The organism is Pseudomonas sp. GR 6-02 (assembly GCF_001655615.1).
Classification (GTDB): Bacteria; Pseudomonadota; Gammaproteobacteria; order Pseudomonadales; family Pseudomonadaceae; genus Aquipseudomonas.
Window position 1 is genome coordinate 1,792,382 of record NZ_CP011567.1, and the last position, 24,447, is coordinate 1,816,828.

The following is a 24,447-nucleotide window of genomic DNA, read 5'->3' on the forward strand; positions in this document are numbered from 1 at the left end:
CAGTTTTTTGCGATCGCGGGATGTGCTCCACGTAGAGTGCCTCCCCCTGTTGCAAGGAGGGAGCATAAAGTCTGCAGCTATTTCGTATGGCGCGCGCGCTATCGTGCCAAGTTTGAGCTATTCGCTAAAAAAGTGCTTGTGTCTGGTGAGCTAGATGTGCTAGCGATCATGGATAAAATCTCTGTCAGATGATTCGCACTTTTTCTATCATCCCACGGTCAGAGGAGAACTCCCAAGATATTTCCCTCACCCCAGAAACGCATTTTGGGTTTAAGTCACGGCGTCTGATCGTCAGGCTCCAATAAATCGCCTGCTCGGAAGCGGGCGGAGCGATTAGCCAATGGTTGCCGACGAGCAGTGTCGCGGCAGCAACGTTTCGTGGTTTTCAAGCGAGTTTCGCGTCCGTGCGCTGTCTGTCGGGCAGGCCGGTCAGAGGGGTGAATTATAGCGGCGCTTTCAGTTAAATGCTCCTTCCTGGACCCTGCCATGTGCAAGTATTGGGCGATCTCGTCCTCATTGAGGTTACAATGCTGACCAACGACCGCGTAAAAAGGAGGGGGGCTGCGTGCTCGAAAGTTTGAATGGATAAAGTACGGAGAGTTTTGCTGGGTTTGCCTCGTAGGCAAAAAAGACTGATACAGGTCGCCACCGATGTGGTTTTGGTGTGGGTCGCTTTGTGGCTGGCCTTTATCGTCCGCCTCGGCATCGACGACATGTACAATCCGCTAAAGTCGCATTTCTGGCTGTTCGTCAGTGCCTCGATTATTGCCATTCCCCTTTTCGTACGCTTTGGCATGTACCGCGCCGTCATGCGCTACTTCGGCAATGACGCGCTGATTGCCATCGTCAAGGCAGTCAGTCTGTCCTCGCTGATCCTCGCCGTGGTGGTCTACTGGTACAGCAATCACGAAGTCGTGGTGCCGCGCTCCATCATCTTCAATTATTGGTGGCTAAGCCTGGTAATCATTGGCGGCCTGCGTCTGTGCATGCGTCAGTATTTCATGGGCGATTGGTTCACCGCTGCGCAGCATGTACCGTTTGTCAATCGAGACGATGGTTTGACCAAGGTCGCCATTTACGGTGCTGGCGTCGCGGGCAACCAGTTGGTTGCAGCGTTGCGCATGGGGCGCGTGATGCGTCCTGTGGCGTTTATCGATGACGACTCCTCTATCGCGGATCGCTCGATTGCCGGGTTGCAGGTCTTTAAGCCCAAGCATATTCAGCAGATGATCGACGTGACTGGTGCTCAGGAAATCCTTCTGGCGTTGCCGTCTTCGACTCGTGCGCGGCGTAGGGAGATTCTCAATTTTCTGGAGGACTTCCCGCTCCATGTGCGCAGTGTTCCGAATTTCACTGATCTGGCCAGTGGCCGGGTCAAGGTGGACGACATTCAGGAGGTCGACATTGCTGACCTGTTGGGGCGGGATTCGGTGCCGGCGCAGCCTGATTTGTTGGCTCGATGCGTCAAGGGCAAGACGGTTTTGGTGACGGGGGCGGGCGGTTCGATCGGTTCCGAACTCTGTCGTCAGATTTTCTCCCTGGGGCCAACCACGCTGTTGTTGTTCGATCATAGCGAATTCAATCTCTACAGCATTTTGTCAGAGCTCGAGCATCGTATTGCTCGTGAGTCGTTGTCTGTCCGATTGTTGCCGATACTGGGGTCGATTCGTCATCCCCATAAACTTCTGGATGTGATGAAGACCTGGAATGTGGACACGGTTTATCACGCGGCGGCCTATAAGCACGTGCCGATGGTTGAGCACAACATTGCCGAAGGTGTGCTGAACAATGTGATCGGGACGCTCAATACGGCTCAGGCTGCATTGGAGGCAGGTGTTGCAAACTTTGTGCTGATCTCGACCGATAAGGCTGTACGCCCGACCAATGTCATGGGTAGCACCAAACGGCTGGCCGAGTTGACCTTGCAGGCCCTCAGTCGTGAGTTGGCACCGGTGTTGTTCGGGGACAAGTCCAATGTGTCCCGGGTCAACAAGACCCGTTTCACCATGGTGCGGTTCGGTAATGTGTTGGGCTCGTCTGGCTCGGTAATTCCGCGCTTTCACAGCCAAATCAAATCAGGCGGGCCCTTGACGGTTACCCATCCGAAGATTACCCGTTACTTCATGACCATTCCCGAGGCGGCACAACTGGTAATACAGGCCGGCTCAATGGGGCAGGGCGGTGACGTGTTTGTGCTGGACATGGGAGAGCCGGTCAAGATCATTGAGCTGGCGGAGAAGATGATTCACCTGTCTGGCTTGAGCATTCGCTCGGAGAAAAATCCGCAAGGCGATATTGCCATCGAGTTCACTGGACTGCGTCCTGGGGAAAAGCTTTACGAAGAGTTGCTGATCGGCGACAACGTGTCCGCTACCCGGCACCCGATGATCATGAGTGCCAAAGAGGACCATTTGCCTTGGGAAGTGCTCAAGCGCAACTTGATGGAGTTGCTGTCTGCCGTTGAGCGGGATGATTATTCGCGGGTTCGCCAACTTCTGCGTGACACTGTCAGTGGTTACGCGCCGGATGGTGAAATCGTCGACTTGATTTACCAGCAGCGTCGCCTCGAGACCTGATCGTTGCGCGCTCTGTAGCGGACACGTTTTTGACAGAATTGTCCCATGCCTAGGTTTGGGAGGCAGCTTCGGAAAAGCTGTTCTTCCGGTGTTTGAGTGCGCAGCCACATGGGCAATGAGTGTTGTCCTGTTCGCAGGGTACCAATGCAGTGGCCTGCAATCTACGCGGTATACCGTCCAATGATATTAGCAGTCCCAATTGGGTGTCGGAGCCAGGCAGTTTCAGCGAACCAATCGGCGATGGCACCCAGCATGGCCGCTTCGGAATACGCAATCAGGTAGCCCAGGGCCAGATAGGAGTCTCCCATGGGGGGCTTCTAAAAACCTAATTTATGATCCGTATCGCAACGGAAGCGTGCAGCTTTCAAATACGTGCCCCAGTCAATGAAAGGGTTTAGGTATTGCCCATTAGCGATGCGCCCTTATTTAGAAAATGCGGGCTAAAGTAGAGAGAAGCGTCGCCGCCATTTGCGCTGGAGCTGGCGAGGGCAGATGGCATGGTCGAGAGCAAGTGGCAGGTGGCGTTTCTGCTCGCTACGGTGATATTGGGTCAGTCGTATGAGGGCTATGCGTGCGCAAGCTTGGGTAACTAATAAGATTTTTACGTATCGAGCGGTAACATATACACTGCTTGCCGTTGAGGGCGCGGTGGCTTCATCAGCTCCGTCGTTGCCGACGCATCGCGAAAATAGGCTGCAGTCGAACGGATGTCGGGCATTTTTTAACTCTGCTGATATCGCGCACCGTCACCAAGGGGGCGTTGAGTCAGGCCTCTCAGCGATGAGTAAAGTTCGTTGGCGGCGATCCTCATCTACCACGCATGGACGACGGGCGAGAAATACTAGGCCGCCCTTTCCACTCGGACATCGCAAGCGCGACGGCGTCCGGAACATATATGGCATCGCTCATTCCGACCTTGCAAAGCGTTGCATGCGCGAGCCATACAAATAGAGGTTGCATGCGTCGTTTGTGGCTCTCGCGAAGAGAGGACGGCAAGCCGGCGGCTCAACAACAATACGCGTCAACAGGAACTGCGATATGATTTTATCGAGAATCAAGATGTTGGTGGGGCCGTTCTTGCCGGGTGCGGCCAGCCGCCAGAGAACGGTCGATTATACATTGTTGGATCTGTCCGGTTTATTTGACCGGGAGTGGTATCTAGCAACGAACACTGACATCGCCGCGAGCGGAGCTGATCCGATTGCGCACTATCTCGAGCACGGATGGAAAGAAGGGCGTAACCCGAGCGCGTTCTTTGACGGGGCCTGGTATGTCGTTCACAACCCCGATGTTGCACAGGCGGACATCAATCCATTGCTGCATTACGTCCGTTCTGGGCAGAGTGAAGGGCGCGCACCGAATGCCTTCTTTGACTCTGACTGGTATAGGCGATTCATCGTCCGGACGGAAGAGGACGGGGAATGCACGCCATTCGCGTTCTTCTGGTCGCGTGACGCGGCCATGCATCCGCCATTGCCTGAACTCCAGCCGCTTTATGCGTGTCGGACCAACGTGCCGAAGGACGCTCGTGACCAGTACATGCGACTTGTTGCAGCGGCCCAGCCATGGTGGGCGCGATTCGGTCGCGACAAATTCGCGATTATAGTGGCGCTGTTCTCGCCTTACGAAGATCATCCGGGAATCGGTACAGAAAGCGCTGACACCATCGAGCGTCTGATCGCCTTTCTGACGGCCGCATGGAAAATGGAAATCGCACCGGGCCCCCTATTCAGCGTGGAGCATTACCGACGCATCATCCAGAACCGTGGTCTTGTGCTGCAGGACGGGGAGACTCTCCTGCAGCATTTCCTTCGCGAGGGCATTGACAAGCGGATCGTTCCCACACCCTATTTCGACGAGAATTACTATTACGCACAATATCCGTCTGTAGTTGCAGCCTACACGTGGGCGTTCGAGCATTTTATCAGCCGGGGTGTATTTGAAGGGGCGCGTGCGTCAAGTCTGCCGCAGCTGATTGTCGCTCAACCACCATCCATGCGGGACGGCGAAGCGCGTCTTAACAATTGGAAGTACTTCCTGTCATCCTGCGGTAATGGCGGCGATCTGGGTGAGCTGTATCGTGGTGTGCCTCACTACTCGCAGGTCATCGAAGATATCCTTCATTCCACAGTATTCGCGAAGACGATAAGTCGCGCGTTGATGATTGAGCCCGCCATCGGTGACGTATCGGACATCAGCGACGTGCATGTAGCGCCGCTCCACGACGGTCGCAATTTAGCTCGTCGTGCTCTGCGCGAGCTGTTCGAGCGCGATCACTACGATATGATCGTATGCGTGCCTTGGATTCGCACGGGAGGCGCCGATTTGGTTGCATGCCAGATTTGCGAAGCGGTGTCCCTGGCGTTTCCCAACAAGTCGGTTTTACTGCTCCGTACCGATCAGCCAAACTTCGACCGCCCGGAATGGGTATCTGCTGGTGTCGACGTTGTCGATGCATCAAGCGTATTCCGGGATCTTCCGCCCCTCCAGGCGCAAACTCTGCTGTACAGTCTGTTCATGGGACTCGCGCCGTCCTGGATCATCAACATCAACAGCCGGTTATGCTGGGACGTGATGGCGCGCTTCGGAACACAGTTGTCCGAAAGCATCGATTTGTATTCCTACCTCTTCTGCTGGGATCAGACGGCAAGCGGCTATCGCGCCGGCTACCCGAGCGAATTCTTCCCGGGAACGGCGAGCCATCTGCGAGCTGTGTTCACCGACACGATCCATATGAAGAACGAACTGGCGAAGATCTACAACCTGCCTGCGTCACTCTCCGAGCGGATTGTTCCACTGTTCTCGCCGTCGCGTGGGGATATCGGCGGGCAAACGGCGACCGAAGAAAGTATCAAGACCGAGAGTAAACGCCTACGCCGAAGGGTACTGTGGGCCGGCCGTCTCGATCGGCAGAAGCGATTCGATCTTGTGCAGGAGATCGCGCACAAGATGCCTGAGGTCGATTTCCTGTGCTGGGGAGCGCCGCTGCTCAATTCTCCGCCGGATTACAGCCGCTCTCCGGCTAACCTGATTCTGCATGAAGGCTTTTCATCCTACGACGAATTACCGCTGTACGATGCGGATCTCTGGCTGTTCACGTCGGACTGGGAAGGCATGCCGACGATAATCATCGAGCTCGCGCTACGCGGCGTCAGTATAGTCGCGAGCGCTGTGGGCGGGGTTCCCGAGCTGATCGACGAGCAGACTGGGTGGCCGGTTGACGGTGTTCGCAGTGTCGACGATTATGTCGGCGCAATTCATGCTGCGCTTGAAGCGCCTCACGAACGAATTGTCCGGGCGCAGCGTCTGCGAGAACGGGCACGTAGTCGGCACAGCATGCAGGCCTATGCGAAGCAAGTGTCGGATGTTCTGAATGAAAAGGTGGGTGCGTGATGGAAGTTTCCGCAATTATGACGGCCCATAGAGAAGGAGTGCTTAGCGGCCCGTCGATCTCGAGCTTCCGCGAGGCAATCGATCATGCAAGAGATCAAGGCATTACTGTCGAACCAATCGTCGTGCTTGATCGTCCCGATGCGTTGACCCGCACCATGTTCGCCGACGCGGATCGCTGGGGAGCGAAGGTCGTCTTGACCGATTTTGGCGACCCGGCACTCGCTCGAAATCATGGGATCAGCCTGGCTTCGGGGCGCTACGCGACCTTTCTGGATGCGGACGACCTCTGGAGCTTCAACTGGCTCGTCGCCGCGCACCGTTTCTGTACTGAGATGGGTAGACCGGTCATCGCTCATTCGCAATTGAGCATCATCTTCGGGCGTGAGCGGCTGTTCTGGTTGCATGTTGATTCGGACCACCCGGATTTCGACCTGGATTATCTACAGATTGGCAATTATTGGGAGGCATTGTCGTTCGCGCCGCGCGAGATCTATGCGGATTTCCCGTTCCGCAAGAACGAACTGGCGTCGGGGTATGGGCACGAGGATTGGCACTGGAACTGTACGACTCTTTCGAAAGGCTTTCCGCATAAGCCCGTACCGGACACAGTGCATATGATACGCCGCCGACATGGAACACAAAGTTCGCGTGCGAATAATAGCGACGTCGTCCCGTGGCCGACCGAACTCGTGCGTTTTTCGCGTTGACGGCGGCGGTCACGCCGCCGCATGTCGTCAGAAGGGAGACAGTTTGAATACCGCACAGATTCGTGCAATGTTCGAATGCTAGACATTCTCGAGCATGCGCTGGAGCACACTGTATTCCTCCCGAGGCCTGCTGTGTCGATCCAGACATCCTGGCGCAAAGCGTCTGTGACAAATGTGTGCTTCGATTCGCCGTTGTGAGAAAACCATATAAATGGATTTTTTCCGCATGGTAGTCCAACCGGCTAATACATGAGTCCCTGCAATCGATTTCGTATCGGGGATTCGCGTTTTTTGACATGCTGATGGATGCTCCGGGCGATATCGCATGCGGCATTGAAGGCTTGCTTGAGTATCTGGTGAGCAACGATCCTCCGGTGTTTGGTGATCCCCACAGGTCAGCTTGTAGCGGTCGTGCAGATGAAAGCAATGCTTGCCGAGATCGATACTTTCCAGTGTTAGATCGATCATGACGATGGCCTCCGAAAATAAAACACTCTGCGAAAGCGTAGCCCTCGCAGGGTGTGGGGGGGCATCTTTAGCCTACCTTTATCCCAAGGCATCAGGCGGCGCGGCGGGTAAGAAGGCCGATATCTTCAAAGCCCGTTACTTGCACGGAACACTGTGACATAGATCCGACAAGCATATGCGGGAAGGTCGCGCGAATTAACCCTGGGAGATCTGTTTAGCCTGCCATGTGCTACCGGCATCGCGAGATGACGGGATGGGTAGTTGCTCGAAACCGGAGCAATGAATGGCTGAACCTGCCATGAGTGGATAGTTGGGTGTGATCTCTGTTGGAGCGTAAAGCAGAAACTCCGCATAGCGGGGGTCGAGACCATCAGGAGGTAGGAGCCGGAGGATCCGAGGGCCGGTCTGGGTGCTTAGATACCGCAGGCGACACATCAACTGAACCAAGCTCGCTGGCGTTGTTTATCAGTAGGCAGGAACCGCCGTATACGGAACCGTACGTACGATGGTGTGAGAGGACGGCGGGGGCAGGTTCAAGGCTCAGGAACTCTTACGCTCCTGACCTCCCCGACACGCTTTATCGCAACGACGTCTCGGCAGAGCAGCAGCACAAGCGCGTTCAGAGTAGCGGCGCAGCTCCAGCTCGCAGTTGGACGGTGCATAGGCTGATTGAGCTGCAGAGGACCAAGTGGCGTTGTATCATCCTCTCCGCGTCATCAATGATGGCACGGGAATACGTGTGATCCAGTCTTCCAGCGAAGACATTTGCCCAGGCCTGACGAAGCGCCGGGCTATTGCTCTACGCGGCCAATGAGCTACTGCAAGAATAGAAGTTTCTTATCATCTGTAATTAATATCAGGCGGAAATACATGCTGCACAAGGATAATAACTTGAACTTGTTACGGTTGGTTGCCGCGCTGATGGTGCTATATGCTCATTCATTCGATATTTACGGTAATACCCCGGAGATTTTTATTGGTATTGATTCCTATGGCGGGCTCGGGATCGCGATATTTTTTATCATAAGTGGTTATTTGATTTCAAAAAGTTGGAGTTCTGATCCTTCGGTCATTAATTTTTTAGTTAAGCGATCGCTGCGAATATTTCCAGCCCTGATTGTTGTTGTGGTGCTAACTTCGTTTCTGCTTGGTCCCATTTTTTCGACGTTGACAGTCAAGCAGTATTTCTCGGATCTGGCATTTATTATGTACTTGAAGAATATAATTTTAAGTCCGGTATTTTATTTGCCGGGCGTGCTGGAGCACTCCAGAGTTGCCAATGTGATCAATGGTCCTCTATGGAGTTTGCCTATTGAGTTCTTCATGTATTTGGTAGTCGTCGCGCTTGGGCTTCTATTCAATGGCGGTCGTCTTGTATACACAATTGCCACAGCATTGTTTGCGCTGATTGTGGTTTTTTGGTGCTGGCGAGATGCGCCTTTGCTGGTGGTTTACGGTTCTGATGTAAGAAACATTCCGTTGATCGGCATCTATTTCATGATTGGGGCCTGTTATGCGAAGTGGGGGCTCGAACGGTGGTTCAGTCTCTCCGGCGTAGCTGTCATGGTGATGATTACCCTTTTGCTGGCGCCGTATTTATCGTTTTCGAAGTCCCTGCTATGGCTTACGTTACCGTATGTCGTCTTGGCATATGGACTTTCCAGAAGTTGGTTGGGGAGCTTGGTTAATAAAGTGGGTGACTGCTCTTACGGTGTTTATATCTATGCTTTTCCGGTTCAGCAGTTTGTTTTGCTAAAATTCCCTGATATGGCCTATTCAACTTACCTTGTTGTTACAGTGGTCATTACGCTGGTTTTAGGATACGCCTCTTGGCATTTGATAGAGAAAAGGGTTCTCAGATTCAAGCCAAAAAATAAAGTCAGGTCTGTATCGAATGGTGCTGATGCCGATTCGGCGTTCAATCCTGTTGTGGGTGAGAAGCTCAATTCAGGGGCTTGAGCAAGTGTATGTATTTGTGATGTAACAGTCACGCAGGTCACCTATGAAGCGCTACAGGGTCTGCCGTGCAGATGCCTGACGATCCTGAACTCCCCAAGGGTTCATGGAGCGCTTTCGATTGTTTCACATCCTGTAACGGACACACTTTTGACAGCTCCATCACATCGCCTAAGTTTGGGAGGCAGCTTCGGAAAAGCTGCTTCTTCCAATCGATGTCATGGAGCTTCATTTATGCGTACTGGCTATTTCTACTCCCTGGTTTTTGCCCTGCTCACCAGCGCCTCTATTGCTGCAATAGCCGCGCCTGCGGTGAAGCCTGAGACAGGCAATGCACCTTTGGTGCAGGAAGTTTCCCCTAAAGCGCAAACAGGAAAAGTCGATCTTAATGGCGCTGATGCACCCACCCTGCAGCGTGAGCTGTCCGGTATCGGGGAAGCCAAGGCCAAGGCGATTGTTGCTTATCGTGACAGTAATGGTCCATTTTCGTCCGTTGACGAATTGCTGGAAGTGAAAGGCATCGGTAAAGCGATCCTGGATAAGAATCGCGAGAAGCTGGAAGTGAACTAAGCTTCAAGATCAACGCTGAGAGGCCGGTCATTGACCGGCTTTTTTGCATTGTGGCGTAAAGCGAGGTGGCGTGCCTTTCATCGGAGTCAGAAAAATTACGGCTATCATATCGTCTTAAGATTATGCCTATAATAATTCTCCTATTTGCCGATGCGCCCAGGCGCTCATCTCTCTATCGCATCCTCAGGAGCTCGCTCATGAACACTCCCCAGACCCAAGGTACAGCCCTCGTCACCGGAGCATCCTCCGGTATCGGTGCAATTTACGCTGAGCGTTTGGCAGCTCGTGGTTTTGATTTGTTGCTGGTTGCTCGTGACGAGCAGCGGCTGGAAGCTGCGGCGAGCACGTTGCGCGCCGAGCATGGCATTAAGGTGGAGGTGCTCAAGGCAGATCTCACACAACGGGATGATGTGCTGAAGGTGGAGCAACGGCTTCGCAGTGATTCGAGTATCAGCCTGTTGCTCAACAACGCGGGCGTAGCTGCCGATGGTTTGTTGGCAAACGCAGACATGGAGCAACTGGAACGGCTGATCCAGCTGAACGTTACAACAGTCACACGTCTGGCATCGGCTGCAGCTGCCAGTTTTGCCAAGGCTGGGCGCGGCTCGATCATCAATATTGCCTCGGTGGTGGCGTTGTTTCCTGAGCGGTTCAATGCGACGTACAGCGCGAGCAAGGCTTATGTATTGAGCCTGACTCAGTCGTTGAACGCTGAGCTGCAAGGCACCGGGGTCCAAGTGCAAGCGGTATTGCCGGGAGTGACACGCACCGAGATTTTGGAGCGCTCAGGTATTGATGCGTCCCAGATTCCGGAGGACATGATCATGGACGCAGGGGAGATGGTCGACGCGGCGCTGTCGGGTCTGGATCAGGGTGAACTGATCACCATTCCTTCGTTACCGAATGTCTCCGAGTGGGAAGCTTTTATGGCGGCGCGTCATGCGATGGCGCCGAATCTGTCCAGAAGCATGGCAGCGGCGCGTTACAAGTGAGGCGCCATGAATCGATTGAGGTATTTGCGCTATGAGTAATCGTCGGGTGGTGGTCACGGGCATGGGCTTGGTGTGTCCGTTGGGGAGCGGCGTCGAAGCGGTCTGGGCGCGTATGTTGGCTGGACGCTCCGGGGTGCGGGCGTTGCCGGACGAGGTGGTTGCCGATCTGCCGGCCAAGGTCGGTGGCGTGGTGCCGACTCTGGCGGAAGATGCCGAGGCGGGTTTTGACCCGGATCGGGCGACGCCGCCCAAAGAGCAGAAGAAGATGGACCGTTTCATTGTGTTCGCCATGGAGGCGGCGCGTCAGGCAGTTGAGCAGGCTGGTTGGCAGGCGCTCGACGCCAATGCCCAGGAGCGCACGGCTACTATTATCGGCTCGGGCGTGGGTGGTTTCGGCGCGATTGCCGATGCGGTGCGCACCACCGACAGCCGTGGTCCGCGACGGTTATCGCCGTTCACCATTCCTTCGTTTCTGGTCAATCTCGCCGCGGGCCATGTGTCGATCCAGCACGGTTTCAAGGGGCCTTTGGGGGCTCCGGTAACAGCGTGCGCGGCCGGGGTCCAGGCGATTGGCGACGCGGCGCGGCTGATTCGTTGCGGTGAGGCGGACATTGCGGTGTGTGGCGGCGCGGAAGCAGCGATCGATCGGGTCAGTCTCGCCGGATTTGCGGCGGCTCGGGCCCTGTCCAGCGGCTACAACGATACCCCGGAGCGCGCCTCGCGGCCGTTCGACAGTGGGCGCGATGGCTTCGTGATGGGCGAGGGTTCGGGCCTGCTGGTGATCGAATCCCTGGAACATGCCTTGGCACGCGGCGCTCAACCATTGGCCGAGCTGGTTGGTTACGGCACCAGCGCCGATGCCTATCATCTGACTGCGGGGCCGGAGGATGGCAGCGGTGCGCGTCGGGCGATGTCGCTGGCGCTGGCTCAGGCGGGCATTTCGCCGGCACAGGTGCAGCATCTCAACGCGCACGCCACCTCGACACCGGTTGGCGATTTGGGAGAGCTGGCGGCCATCAAGTCGTTGTTCGGCTCGGACAACAAGATCGCGGTGACGTCGACCAAGTCCGCCACCGGGCATCTGCTCGGCGCCGCAGGCGGAGTCGAGGCGATCTTTACCCTGTTGGCACTGCGAGATCAGGTGGTGCCGCCCACGCTCAACTTCGATAACCCGGATCCGGCCACCGAAGGCGTGGACATCGTCCACGGTCAGGCGCGACCAATGAACATCGACTACGCGATGTCCAACGGTTTCGGATTCGGCGGTGTGAACGCCAGCGTATTGTTCAAATACTGGGAGGATTAGTTCACGACAGGCAGGTGATGGCACGAATAGTGATTACTCATTCGCAGACGATTGTTGAACAATCACGAGGCGTTGAGTATGAGCAGCGGACTGTCCCTGGCCGACCACATCACATTGGAATTGCGCGCTGACATCATCGGCGGTCGTTTGCTGCCCGGCATGGCGCTGGTGGAAAACGATCTGGTGTCGGCCTACAACGCCTCGCGCAACACCATTCGCGAGGCGTTGCACCGTCTGGGGCAGGAAGGGCTGACCCGCTATGTCCGCAACAAGGGCGTGATGGTGCGCAGGCTGGGTGTCGATGATGTGCGCGATCTGTTCAAGGTTCGGCGCACCCTGGAGCTGCAAGCCATCAGCGCCAGCCAGCCATTGCGTGAGTATCAGTCCGACCGGATGCTCGAAGCCCTGGAGGCCACAGAACTGGCCCGGGAGCGTGAGGACTGGCGCGCCGTCGGCACCCACAGCCTGGCCTTTCATCAACACATCGTCGGATTGCTGCGCAGTCCGTTGTTCGATGAGTTCTTCACCAACGTTGTCGCGCAACTGCGCCTGGTGTTTTGCACCGCTCCCGATGAATCACGTTTTCAGGCGCCCTGGCTGGCGCGTGACCGGCAGATACATGGGTTGCTGGCCGACGGCGACAAACGCGCGGCTGCGGACGCCATGAGCCGTTATCTCGACGATTCCGAACACCTCCTGTTGCAGATGCTTGCCCCTTCTTCCCATCACTGATCGAGGATTTTGTGCCATGTACAAAGACTATCCGGCGGCCTATCAAGTCAGCAAAGGCTCGGCCTTGCAGGTGGACACAGCCTTCTATGAACGGATCCGCGACCAGAAAGAGGGGCGCACGCTGATCGAGCAGTTCGAAGTGCCGATCCGCACCGGTCGCGCCTGGAATGTGCCGGCCGGGCATGTGTTCAGAGTCACGACCCCGGTCGGCCCGCAAGTCGGGGATTTCAACGTCTGGAATGCCCACGATCCGCGCGAGCGCTTGTGGGCGGCGCGGACCCGGCAGTTGCAGGGCGCCCATGTCAGCACCCATGACCGGCTCTGGTCGAACCTGCCATTTTTACGGCCGCTGGTGACCATTACCGACGACAGCCTGGCCGGTTATGGCATCGACGAACACGGCGGGCGTTTGCACGATTTGCTGGGAACGCGCTGCGATCCTTACGTGAACAAAATGCTTACCGGCGAAGACTTCCATCATCACTGCCACTCCAACCTGACTCGCGCCGTATTGCCCCATGGCCTGACCGAGTTCGATGTGCATGACGTGTTGAACATTTTCCAGTGCACCGGCCTGAACCACGACGACCTGTATTTCATGAAAGCCTGTCCGGCGCAGAAGGGCGACTATCTGGAGTTCTTTGCCGAGATTGATCTTTTGTGTGCGCTATCGACCTGCCCGGGTGGCGATCTGTCGCTGGCCATGTGGGGGCCGGATGCGCAGGATCCGTTGAGCGTCTGTCGCCCGCTGGGAGTAGAAATTTACCGGTTGGAGGATTCGTTGCTTGAAGGCTGGAGCCAGCCGGAGCGTGCGGCTTACAAGGGATTGCATGGCTTGCACATTGCCAAGGCGGCTTGGGAAAAGTGAAGGGTTTTTGTGGCGAGGGGGCTTGCCCCCTCACCACAATTTCGGTCAGCGGTCCTGCGCATCCTTGGCATCCGCTTCCGCGTTGCGTTCGGCGACGCGCTTACGTTGCTCTTCAGTCAATTCGACCTTGTTGGCGGTGTCACGCAGCATCATCAAACCGCCAACGATCGAGCCGATGGCAACGATCAGAATCAACCAGGCATACCAGGGCATAGGAGTTCTCCTTAAGGGCAGACCGGTGGACAAGGGTTTTGCCAACCGATCCTGCATACCACTTTTGAGCGATGGAATTTCGCAGTGGTTCCATTCTATGCCTGATCCGACAGCAGCACTGCGGCTGTTTAGAGCCCGGTCAACATCGCATCCGCCGGCGCATCGGCACGCAGTTGCGCGGTCAGCATGAAGTACACGAAACCCACTGCCATGAAGCCGAGGAAGATCAAGCCGATCAAGGTGTTGAACCAGGCCATCGCCACCAGGCAAACCACCGCCAACACCAGCGCAATGAATGGCAGCAACGGGTAGCAAGGCGCGCGGAAAGTGCGTTCCAGGTTCGGTTCGGTTTTGCGCAGTTTGAACAGGCTGAGCATGCTCATGATGTACATCACGATCGCACCGAATACCGCCATGGTGATCATTGCCGCCGTCAGCGTCATGCCGCCGAGGTTGATCAAGCCGTCACTGTAGATCGCCGCGATGCCGATCACGCCACCGGCGATGATTGCCCGGTGCGGGGGCTGGAAACGCGACAGTTTGGCCAGCGATGCCGGCAAGTAACCGGCCCGGGCGAGGGCGAAGAACTGCCGCGAGTAGCCGAGGATGATCCCGTGGAAACTCGCCACCAGGCCGAACAGGCCGATCCACACCAGCATGTGCAACCAGCTGGAGCTTTCGCCAACCACGGCTTTCATCGCTTGCGGCAGCGGATCGTTGATGTTCGACAGGGTGCGCCAGTCGCCGACACCCCCGGCAAAGAACATCACGCCCATCGCCAGCCGGCCCAGCCGTTGAGGGCGAAGTTGCTGAAACTGAAGGCCGGGGCGACCACGCCCATGAACACGATGTACGCCCCGACCGCTGCGTGTTTCGGGTCCAGGGCGGGAAACTGCACGTTCAGATAGGCGCCGATCGCCAAGGCAATCGTCGGTGGCGCGAAGACGAATTCGATCAGCGTCGCCAACCCGGCAATCAACCCACCTTTCTCGCCAAAGGCACGGCGGCTGTAGGCAAAGGGACCGCCGGCATGGGGAATCGGGGTGGTCAGCTCGGTGAAACTGAAGATGAATGCTATTCACCTAAGAGTCTTGAGTCAGTGAGTAACCCGTGGCGAGGGAGCTTGCTCCCGCTTGAATGCGTAGCGCTCACAAAAATCGGCGATTGTTATCAGGTTTTTGGGGCCGCTGCGCAGCCCAACGCGAGCAAGCTCGCTCGCCACAAAGGTAGGCATGACTGAAGAATCGCGCTTAAGTGAACAGCGTTACTCTTTACACATTCTTTATGCCCCGCCGCACCCCTCGATCTCGCGCCTTTACAGCCTCCCTGCCGACAATCACTCCACACGCGGCAATACGCCGTAACACGGAGAACTTCCATGAGCGTTCTGGACGGAGTGTCACTGCTATTGGCAGTGGGGCTGTTCATTTATCTGTTGGTTGCGCTGTTGCGCGCGGACCGGAACTAGGAGCGGCTATGCACAGTTATGACTATTGGCTGATCCTCGCCTTCTTCGCCGTGGTGCTGATTCCGGCACCGTTTCTGGGGCGCTTCTACTACAAGGTGATGGAAGGGCAGCGTACCTGGCTTTCGCCGATTCTCGGCCCGGTGGAGCGTGGCTGCTATCGGGTGGCCGGTGTCGATCCGCAGGCCGAACAGAGTTGGCAGAAATACACCCTGGCCTTGCTCGCCTTCAACCTCGCGGGCTTTTTGCTGTTGTTCGCGATCCTGATGTTCCAGGATCACTTGCCACTGAACCCGCAAAACCTGCCGGGCCAGGAGTGGACGCTGGCGTTCAATACCGCTGTCAGCTTCATGACCAATACCAACTGGCAGTCCTACAGTGGCGAAGCATCCCTGAGCTACTTGAGCCAGATGGTTGGTCTCACCGTGCAGAACTTCGTCAGCGCCGCCACCGGCCTGGCGGTTCTGGTTGCACTGTGTCGCGGCATCGGTCGCAAGTCGACCAAGACCTTGGGCAACTTCTGGGTCGACATGACCCGCGCCACCCTCTACGGCCTGCTGCCTCTGTGCTTGCTGCTGGCGCTGTATCTGGTGTGGCAGGGTGTGCCGCAAACCTTCGCGCAATATGTGAATGCCGTGACGATGCAGGGCGTCGATCAGGTGATCCCGCTCGGCCCGGCCGCCAGCCAGATTGCGATCAAACAACTGGGCACTAACGGCGGTGGCTTCTTCGGCGTCAACTCGGCGCATCCGTTCGAGAACCCGACGGCGTGGAGCAACCTGTTCGAAGTCGCCTCGATCATTCTGATCCCGGTGGCGCTGGTGTTCACCTTCGGCCATTACGTGAAAGACCTGCGTCAGAGCCGCGCGATTATCGCCTGCATGCTGGCGCTGTTTTTGATCGGCGGCGCGACTTCGCTGTGGGCTGAATACCAACCCAATCCGACCCTGGCCAACGTCGCCGTCGAACAGACCGCGCCGCTGGAAGGCAAGGAAGCGCGTTTCGGCACCACCGCCACCGTGCTGTGGTCGGTGACCACTACCGCAGCGTCCAACGGTTCGGTCAACGGCATGCACGACAGCCTCAACCCGCTGAGTGGCATGGTCGCGATGGTCAACATGATGGTCGGCGAAGTGATCTTCGGCGGCGTCGGTGCCGGGCTCTACGGCATGTTGCTCAACGTATTGATCGCGGTGTTCCTCGCCGGCCTGATGATCGGCCGTACGCCGGAATACCTCGGCAAGAAACTGCAAGCCCGGGAAGTTCAGCTGCTGGTGGTGACCTTGCTGGTGATGCCGGTGGGCGTGCTGGTGCTCGGCGCGATTGCCGCCAGCCTGCCAGGCCCGGTGGCGGCGGTGAGCAACCCCGGTGCTCATGGTTTCAGTCAGTTGCTTTACGCCTACACCTCGGCCAGTGCCAACAACGGCTCTGCCTTCGGCGGCTTCGGTGCCAACACTGCGTTCCACAACCTGATGCTGGGGCTGGGCATGTTGATCGGGCGCTTCGGTTACATCCTTCCGGTGCTGGCCCTGGCCGGCAGCCTGGCGATGAAGAAAACCGCGCCGATTGGCCAGAACAGCTTCCCCACCCATGGCCCGCTGTTCGTGACCTTGCTGACCGTGACCATTTTGCTGGTGGGTGGTTTGACCTTCTTGCCGACACTGGCGCTGGGTCCGATTGCTGAACACTTGAGCATGGGCTTCTGAGGATCTAATGATGAATATGCCCGTTACCAAAACCGTCGCCGCCAAAGCGCCGGAACAACCGAAAACTGCGATCTCGGCCCTCTGGCGCCCGGCGCTGGTGCAAGCGTTCGTCAAGCTCGACCCACGGCAATTGCAGCGTGCGCCGGTGATGCTGGTGGTGGAACTGACCGCCATCCTCACCACCGTGCTGTGTTTCATTCCCGACAGCGCCGTGCCGACCTTCGTTGCCGCGCAAATCGCGTTGTGGCAGTGGTTCACCGTACTGTTCGCCAACTTCGCCGAAGCGTTGGCCGAAGGTCGCGGCAAGGCCCGCGCCGACAGTCTCAAGGCCGGCAGCGTTGGCTTGAGCGCCCGGCGCAAAAGCGCCAATGGCAGCTTTCAGGTAGTGCCCGCCAGTAGCCTGCGTAAGGGCGACGTGGTGCGCGTCGAAGCGGGGGAGATGATTCCCGGCGACGGCGAGGTGATCGAAGGCATCGCGGCGGTCAACGAAGCGGCGATTACCGGTGAATCGGCGCCCGTGATTCGCGAGTCCGGCGGCGACCGTTCGGCCGTCACCGGCAACACTCGACTGGTGTCGGACTGGCTGCTGGTGCGCATCACCGCCAACCCCGGCGAGTCGACCCTCGACCGCATGATCGCGCTGGTCGAGGGCGCCAAACGCCAGAAAACCCCGAACGAAGTCGCGCTGGATATCCTGCTGATCGGCCTGACCCTGATCTTCCTGTTGGTGGTGGTGACCCTGCAACCGTTCGCCCACTTCGCCAACGGTAACCTGCCGCTGGTGTTCCTGGTGGCGTTGTTGGTCACGCTGATTCCGACCACCATTGGTGGCTTGCTGTCGGCCATCGGTATCGCCGGGATGGACCGTCTGGTGCGCCTGAACGTGATCGCCAAATCCGGTCGCGCCGTGGAAGCGGCGGGGGACGTGCACGTCCTGCTGCTGGACAAGACCGGCACCATCACCTTCGGCAACCGTCGCTGCAGCGCGGTTTATGCCGCACCAGGCGTCAGCGCCAAGGAACTGGCCGAAGGCGCGTTGTTCGCCTCTCTGGCCGATGACACCGCTGAAGGTAAATCCATCGTCGAGTACCTGCGCGGTCTTCACTCGCACCCCGAACCGTCCCCCGCAGTACTGACCGCCGTGCCGTTCAGCGCTGAAACCCGCCTGTCCGGTGTCGACTATCAGGGCCGGGTCTATCGCAAGGGCGCGGTGGATTCGCTGCTGAATTTCGTCGGTCTGAAACGCGCTGATCTGGCTCCCGCCCTGTCCCGGGAAATCGACAAGATCGCCCAGAGCGGTGGTACGCCTCTACTGGTGTGCGCCGACGGCAAATTGCTCGGTGTGATTCATCTGAAGGACGTGGTCAAACCCGGCATCCGCGAGCGTTTCGCCGAACTGCGCAAGCTGGGGATTCGCACGGTCATGGTTACCGGCGACAACCCGCTGACCGCCGCCGCGATTGCTGCCGAAGCGGGCGTGGATGACGTACTGGCCGAAGCCACGCCGGAGAAGAAACTGGCGCGCATTCGCCATGAGCAGAACGACGGTCGGCTGGTTGCCATGTGCGGCGACGGCGCCAACGACGCCCCGGCCCTGGCTCAGGCGGACGTGGGCATGGCGATGAACGATGGCACGCAGGCGGCGCGGGAGGCGGCGAACATGGTCGACCTCGACAGCGACCCAACCAAGCTGTTGGACGTGGTGCAGATCGGCAAGGAATTGCTGGTGACCCGTGGTGCGCTGACCACCTTTTCCATCGCCAACGACGTGGCCAAATACTTCGCGATCCTGCCGGCGCTGTTCGCCTCCATCTACCCGCAATTGGGTGTGCTCAACGTCATGCACCTGAGCAGTCCGCAGAGCGCGATTCTGTCGGCGATCGTGTTCAACGCCCTGATCATTGTGGTGCTGATTCCACTGGCGCTGCGCGGTGTGCGGGTGCAGGCGGCGAGTGCGGCGGCGTTGTTGCGACGCAATCTGCTGATCTATGGACTGGGCGGGATTCTGGTGCCGTTCGTGGGCATCAAGGCGATCGACATGCTGTTGACGGCGTTGCATCTGGTTTAGCGGCTGCTCTTGAGGCAGGGGCTTTTGTGGCGAGGGAGCGTGCTCCCGCTGGGCTGCGAAGCGGCCCCACCTCAGGCCCAATGTTGATTCAGGGCACCGCATTCACCGGGTTTACGACTGCTGCGCAGCCGAGCGGGAGCAAGCTCCCTCGCCACAGGTGATGTGTGTGCCTTCTAAGTGATGAGTATTCTTCGAATCGAGGATTTTGAAATGTCCACACTGATACGTCCGGCCCTGAGCCTGCTGGTGCTGATGACCCTGATCACCGGCGTCGCTTACCCCTTGGTGGTGACCGGCGTTGCCCAGGTTGCCTTCCCGGACCAGGCCAATGGCAGCCTGGTGCGCGACGCCGACGGCAAGGTCCGTGGCTCGTCGCTGATTGCCCAGGATTTTGTCGGCGACGCCTGGTTCCACCCACGGCCATCGGCCGGTGCCTTTGCCACTGTGTCGAGCAGCGCCAGCAACCTTTCGCCGAGTAATCCGGCGCTGGCCACTCGGGTGATCGAGGAGGCCAATAAGCTGCAGGTGGCCGGGCAGGGACCGGTGCCGTTGGCCATGCTGACCACCTCCGGCAGCGGCCTCGATCCGCACTTGCCACCAGAGTCGATTACCTATCAACTGGCGCGTGTCGCGGCAGCGCGCAATCTGCCGGTGTCTACGCTTGAACAACTGCTGGATGCGCACATCGAGCGGCCGTTGGTGGGGCCGCCGGTGGTGAATGTGTTTGAGTTGAATGCGGCGCTGGAAAAGTTGTAAAGGTTGGAAGGTTGGAAGGTTGGAAGGATCGTTCCCTCGCTCTGCGTGGGAATGTATCTATGGACGCTCTGCGTCCGCTTCGACTGGGACGCGGAGCGTCCCTGGCTGCATTCCCACGCAGAGCGTGGGAACGATCAACAAAGTGAACAAGGCAATGACAGATGAGTGACTCCGGCCGCGCCGACGCGCTGTTAGCAGACCTGCCCCGCGATGGCCGCGGCCGGCTCAAGGTGTTCCTGGGCGCCGCTCCGGGGGTCGGCAAGACCTACGCCATGCTCCAGGCCGCCCACACTCAACTGCGCCAGGGCGTGAAAGTCCTGGCCGGGGTGGTCGAAACCCATGGCCGCGCCGAAACCGAAGCACTCCTCGCCGGTTTACCGCAGCAGCCGTTGGTGCGCTCGGAATACCGTGGCGTGATGCTCGAAGAAATGGACCTCGATGGCTTGCTCGCCGCCAAACCGAAACTGGTGCTGGTCGACGAACTGGCCCACACCAATGCCCCCGGCAGCCGTCACACCAAACGCTGGCAAGACATCCAGGAATTGCTGGCTGCCGGCATCGACGTGTTCACCACGGTCAACGTCCAGCATCTGGAAAGCCTCAACGACCAGGTGCGCGGCATCACCGGCGTACAGGTGCGTGAAACCCTGCCGGACTGGGTGTTGCAAGAAGCCTACGAACTGCTGCTGATCGACCTGCCGCCGCGCGAGTTGCTGGAGCGTCTGCGCGACGGCAAAGTCTACGTGCCGGAGCAGGCGCGGGCGGCCATCGATGCGTTCTTCACCCAGACCAACCTCACCGCCCTGCGCGAACTGGCGATGCAAACCGCCGCCGCTCAGGTCGATAACGATCTGGCGCAGGGGTATCGCCAGTTGGGGCAAGCGGCGCCAGCGGTGCGTGGTCGCTTGCTGGTGGGCGTCGATGGCGATGCGCAGGCCGAGCGTCTGGTGCGTCACGCCAGTCGCGTCGCCCAGCGGCGGCATCTGCCATGGAGCCTGGTGCATGTGGACAACGGCCGGGTGCGTGACGAACAGTCGCGCCTGCGCCTGCAAAGTGCCCAGCAACTGGCCGAACGCCTCGGTGGCGAAGTGGTGTTGCTGCGCGCCGGTGAGGTGGCGAAAACCCTGATCCAGCACGCCGCCGAACGTCGTGCCAGCCTGGTGCTGGTGGGCCAGTCACGCCAGCGTTTGCGTCGACGGTTGTTCGGCGGCGGTCTGGCGTCGCGCTTGCTGCGCGATGCTCGCGGGCTGGAAATCAACGTGCTCGACAGCGATCACGAACAGCATCAGCCACGTCAGCGTTCGGTGCAGTCGCTGGTGTGGTTCGATTACGCCTTGGCGCTGGTGGCGACGGTGCTCGCCAGTGCCCTGGCCTGGGCGGTGTCGAGCGTCTTGCCGCTGCCCAACATTTCGTTGGTGTTCCTTGCGGCGGTGTTGCTGGTGGCGGTGCGCAGCAGTCTTGGCCCGGCGCTGGCCTGTGCGGCGCTGTCGTTTCTGACTTATGACTTTCTGTTCATTCCACCGAAATTCTCATTTGCCATCCAGCGCGAAGAAGACGTGCTGACCTTGCTGTTCTTCCTGTTGATGGCGGCACTGACCGGTAACCTTGCAGCGCGGCAACGGCGGCAACTGGAAGCCTTGCGCGATACTCAGGAAGAGACCAGCGAACTGCTCGACCTGTCGCGCAAACTCACCGCCGCCACCGACCGTCAGGCCGTGGTCAGCGCTGCGGCCCAGCATCTCAACGGCTGGAGCGACCTGAAACTGTGCCTGCTCAATCGCGATGGCCAGAGCGGCTGGAAAGTCGAAACCGGTGGGCCGCTGGAGTTTTCCGAGGCCGAGCGCGCCGCCGCCGATTGGGCCTGGCAACACGATCAACCGGCGGGCGCGGGCACCGGCACCTTACCGTTCGGACGTTGGTGGTGGTGGCCATTGTCGGTGGACGACGGGCCGCTGGCATTGCTCGGCGTGTGTGCCAAAGAAGGCCAGACCCTGAGTGGCCAGCGTCGGCGCTTGCTGACCGCGCTGAGCCAACCGTTGGCCCAGGCGTTGGCCCGGGCGCAACTGGCCGATGACCTTGAGGCCGCGCGCTTGCATGGCGAAACCGAACAGTTGCGCAGCGCGCTGCTGGCGTCGGTGTCCCACGATTTGCGCACGCCGTTGACCTCCATGCGCGGCAGCATCGATAGCCTGTTGGCGCTGGGCGAGGCGATTCCGCTTGCGGACCGTCGCGAACTGCTCGAAGGCACCCGCGATGAAGCCGAACGGCTGGATCGCTACATCCAAAACCTGCTGGACATGACTCGCCTCGGTCACGGCGCCCTGAAGCTGGCGCGGGACTGGGTATCGCCGGCAGACATCGTCGGCAGTGCACTCAATCGTCTGCGCGCGGTGCTGGCGTCGTTGCACGTCGTGACCGAAGTGCCGGCCGAACTGCCGCTGCTCTATGTGCATGCCGCGTTGATCGAGCAAGCACTGGTCAATGTGCTGGAAAACGCCGCGCGTTTCTCACCGCCCCACGGACGTCTTGAATTGCGCGCCGGCGCCACTGACAGCGAGCTGTTTTTTTCGGTGAGCGATGAGGGGCCGGGGATTCCGGAAGAGGAACGGGCGAAGGTTTTCGACATGTTCTACACCGCTGCTCGTGGCGATCGCGGCGGGCAGGGTACGGGGTTGGGGCTGGCGATCTGTCAGGGTATGGTCGGTGCCCATGGCGGGCGGATCAGCGTCGCCGACGGCATCGAAGGGCGCGGCACCTGCATCACGCTGCACTTGCCGTTGCAGACTCAGCCGGGATTGGACAGTGAAGCCTGATCCCGCCTGCGCTACTCTCTTGCCACCTCTTTGTGTTGATGTGAATTCATGAGCCAGACCGCGACCATTTTGGTCATTGACGACGAACCGCAGATCCGTAAATTCCTGCGCATCAGCCTCGCCTCCCAAGGCTACAAAGTGCTGGAGGCCGGCACCGGCACGGAAGGCCTGGCCCAGGCCGCATTGAACAAACCCGACCTGCTGGTGCTCGACCTCGGCCTGCCGGACATGGACGGCCAGCAGGTATTGCGCGAGTTTCGCGAGTGGTCGACGGTGCCGGTACTGGTGCTCTCGGTGCGCGCGAGTGAAGGGCAGAAAGTCCAGGCGCTGGATGGCGGCGCCAACGACTACGTGACCAAGCCGTTCGGCATCCAGGAGTTTCTCGCCAGGGTGCGCGCCTTGCTGCGTCAGGCGCCAACGGGTGAGGCCCAGGAAGCGGCGCTCAATTTCGGTCCGCTCACTGTCGACCTGGCTTATCGCCGGGTGCTATTGGACGGCGCCGAAGTGGCGCTGACGCGCAAGGAGTATGCGGTGCTGGCGCAACTGGCGCGGCATCCGGGGCGGGTGATCACCCAGCAGCAATTGCTCAAGGACATCTGGGGCCCGACCCACACCGAGGACAGCCACTATCTGCGGATCGTAGTCGGGCATTTGCGGCAGAAACTGGCGGATGATCCGACTCAGCCGCGGTTCATTGTCACCGAGGCGGGGGTGGGGTATCGGTTGTTGAGTGAAGTCAGCCTTTAGTTCTGTTTATCGCTCCCACGATCTGCGTGGGAACGATCGTCAGTACGCTTTACCGCCAATCTTCATTGCGCTCACTCTCATACCGATCCAGCGTATCCCGGGCAATCTCCCGCCCCAGCGCGATCAACTCCGGCGCCTTGTAGAACTCGAAAAAACGGCACACCCGCTTGGGCACGTTGATCAGGATATCCGGTGGATACCCAGCAATCTTGTACTGCGCCAATGAGGTCTGCATCACCTCGAAACTCTGGTTGATCAGGTCCAGCAAAGACGCCGGCCCGACGTTGTCGATGATGAACGACCCGGTGGCGGATTTCGGTGCGCCGTCGCTTTCCGGGGCCGCCGCCGGTTGCTGGGCTTCGGGCTGGGCGGATTCGATCCACGGGTTGATCTCGGCCGCTTCTGCCATCAGCGCTTCCTTTTCGAGAAGCAGCAATTGCTCCGCCTGTTTGCGGCGGAAAGGCAATTTCGAGCCCAGCGAGCTGATCAGGCTGTCGAAGCGAGTCTTGAATGCCGCCGGGCGCTGGATCACCGGCAGTTGATAGTGACGCTGGTTGGTGGAGTTGAGGTTGACCGCGATGATCAGGTCGCAATGGCTCGACACCACCGGCACGATCGGCAACGGGTTGAGGATGCCGCCGTCCACCAGCATTCGATTGCCCTGCATCACGGGGGTGAACAGGCTGGGGATCGCCGCCGACGCACGCATGGCCTGGTGCAGACAACCTTCCTGGAACCAGATTTCCTGCTGGTTTGTGAGGTCCGTGGCCACGGCTGTGTAGGGGATGCGCAGGTCTTCGATATTGATCTCGCCGACGATCTTGCGGATCTGCCCGAAGACCTTCTCCCCGCGAATCGCGCCCAGGCGGAAGCTGACATCCACCAGACGCAACACGTCGAGGTAATCCAGGCTCTCGATCCAGTCGCGATAATCATCGAGTTTGCCGGCGGCATAGATCCCGCCGACCACCGCGCCCATGGAGCAACCGGCGATGCAGGCAATGTCGTAGCCACGCCGTTCGATCTCTTCAATGACGCCGATATGGGCGTAGCCCCGGGCACCGCCCGAGCCCAACACCAGTGCGACACGCTTTTTCATGAATCGACCTCT

The 24,447-nt window shown here is 58.8% G+C and carries 17 protein-coding genes and 1 pseudogene; 15 read left to right on the forward strand and 3 right to left on the reverse strand.

Annotation, left to right across the window (positions count from 1 at the left end; genetic code table 11):
* Nucleotides 1–581 precede the first annotated feature (581 nt).
* The 9 genes from PGR6_RS07835 to PGR6_RS07875 all read left to right on the forward strand — a co-directional run bounded on the left by PGR6_RS07835 (nt 582) and on the right by PGR6_RS07875 (nt 13,568).
* Nucleotides 582–2,576 (forward strand): polysaccharide biosynthesis protein, encoded by a 1,995-nt coding sequence (locus PGR6_RS07835; RefSeq protein WP_064616681.1) that lies wholly within the window; start codon nt 582–584, stop codon nt 2,574–2,576.
* A gap of 1,038 nt (nt 2,577–3,614) precedes the next feature.
* On the forward strand, nt 3,615–5,969 hold the full coding sequence (locus tag PGR6_RS07840; protein WP_064616683.1) for a glycosyltransferase family 4 protein: 2,355 nt from the start codon (nt 3,615–3,617) through the stop codon (nt 5,967–5,969).
* Nucleotides 5,969–6,676, forward strand: coding sequence for a glycosyltransferase family A protein (locus PGR6_RS07845; protein ID WP_064616685.1), 708 nt, complete (start codon nt 5,969–5,971; stop codon nt 6,674–6,676). Before PGR6_RS07840 ends, PGR6_RS07845 begins: the two co-directional genes overlap by 1 nt.
* 1,338 nt (nt 6,677–8,014) lie before the next feature.
* Complete coding sequence (locus tag PGR6_RS07850; protein WP_064616686.1) at nt 8,015–9,103, forward strand: acyltransferase family protein; 1,089 nt, start codon at nt 8,015–8,017, stop codon at nt 9,101–9,103.
* 231 nt (nt 9,104–9,334) lie between these two features.
* On the forward strand, nt 9,335–9,670 hold the full coding sequence (locus PGR6_RS07855) for a ComEA family DNA-binding protein (protein WP_064616688.1): 336 nt from the start codon (nt 9,335–9,337) through the stop codon (nt 9,668–9,670).
* A gap of 197 nt (nt 9,671–9,867) precedes the next feature.
* Nucleotides 9,868–10,662: an SDR family NAD(P)-dependent oxidoreductase gene (locus PGR6_RS07860; RefSeq protein WP_064616690.1), complete on the forward strand. Its 795-nt coding sequence runs from the start codon at nt 9,868–9,870 to the stop codon at nt 10,660–10,662.
* A 31-nt stretch (nt 10,663–10,693) separates the two neighbouring features.
* Nucleotides 10,694–11,968, forward strand: a complete 1,275-nt coding sequence (gene fabF / locus PGR6_RS07865) for a beta-ketoacyl-ACP synthase II (protein WP_064616692.1) — start codon at nt 10,694–10,696, stop codon at nt 11,966–11,968.
* A gap of 78 nt (nt 11,969–12,046) precedes the next feature.
* The gene (locus PGR6_RS07870) at nt 12,047–12,700 is read left to right on the forward strand and encodes a GntR family transcriptional regulator (RefSeq protein ID WP_064616694.1); all 654 of its coding nucleotides are present in this window, start codon (nt 12,047–12,049) and stop codon (nt 12,698–12,700) included.
* Between the two features lie 16 nt (nt 12,701–12,716).
* Entirely contained in the window at nt 12,717–13,568 is an 852-nt protein-coding gene (locus PGR6_RS07875) for an urea carboxylase-associated family protein (protein ID WP_064616696.1), read from the forward strand.
* A 45-nt stretch (nt 13,569–13,613) separates the two neighbouring features.
* On the opposite strand, the gene PGR6_RS07880 is transcribed toward PGR6_RS07875, so the two are convergent.
* A complete protein-coding gene (locus PGR6_RS07880) occupies nt 13,614–13,781 on the reverse strand; it encodes a DUF2897 family protein (RefSeq protein WP_008006000.1) in 168 nt (55 codons plus the stop codon).
* A gap of 128 nt (nt 13,782–13,909) precedes the next feature.
* A pseudogene (locus PGR6_RS07885) lies at nt 13,910–14,853 on the reverse strand (amino acid permease); the annotation flags it as partial.
* A gap of 306 nt (nt 14,854–15,159) precedes the next feature.
* On the opposite strand from PGR6_RS07885, the gene kdpF reads away from it, so the two are divergent.
* The 6 genes from kdpF to PGR6_RS07915 all read left to right on the forward strand — a co-directional run bounded on the left by kdpF (nt 15,160) and on the right by PGR6_RS07915 (nt 23,336).
* The gene (kdpF, locus tag PGR6_RS07890) at nt 15,160–15,249 is read left to right on the forward strand and encodes a K(+)-transporting ATPase subunit F (protein ID WP_007899818.1); all 90 of its coding nucleotides are present in this window, start codon (nt 15,160–15,162) and stop codon (nt 15,247–15,249) included.
* Nucleotides 15,250–15,257: 8 nt separating this feature from the next.
* Nucleotides 15,258–16,952, forward strand: coding sequence for a potassium-transporting ATPase subunit KdpA (kdpA, locus tag PGR6_RS07895; protein ID WP_018929817.1), 1,695 nt, complete (start codon nt 15,258–15,260; stop codon nt 16,950–16,952).
* A gap of 10 nt (nt 16,953–16,962) precedes the next feature.
* On the forward strand, nt 16,963–19,020 hold the full coding sequence (kdpB, locus tag PGR6_RS07900; protein ID WP_064616698.1) for a potassium-transporting ATPase subunit KdpB: 2,058 nt from the start codon (nt 16,963–16,965) through the stop codon (nt 19,018–19,020).
* Between the two features lie 210 nt (nt 19,021–19,230).
* The gene (gene kdpC, locus PGR6_RS07905) at nt 19,231–19,776 is read left to right on the forward strand and encodes a potassium-transporting ATPase subunit KdpC (RefSeq protein ID WP_064616700.1); all 546 of its coding nucleotides are present in this window, start codon (nt 19,231–19,233) and stop codon (nt 19,774–19,776) included.
* 161 nt (nt 19,777–19,937) lie between these two features.
* On the forward strand, nt 19,938–22,589 hold the full coding sequence (locus PGR6_RS07910) for a sensor histidine kinase (RefSeq protein ID WP_064616702.1): 2,652 nt from the start codon (nt 19,938–19,940) through the stop codon (nt 22,587–22,589).
* A gap of 48 nt (nt 22,590–22,637) precedes the next feature.
* Nucleotides 22,638–23,336 (forward strand): response regulator, encoded by a 699-nt coding sequence (locus PGR6_RS07915; protein WP_064616704.1) that lies wholly within the window; start codon nt 22,638–22,640, stop codon nt 23,334–23,336.
* A gap of 49 nt (nt 23,337–23,385) precedes the next feature.
* Here the strand turns inward: PGR6_RS07915 and PGR6_RS07920 are convergent, their stop codons facing one another.
* A complete protein-coding gene (locus tag PGR6_RS07920; protein ID WP_018929812.1) occupies nt 23,386–24,435 on the reverse strand; it encodes a patatin-like phospholipase family protein in 1,050 nt (349 codons plus the stop codon).
* Nucleotides 24,436–24,447: the final 12 nt, after the last annotated feature.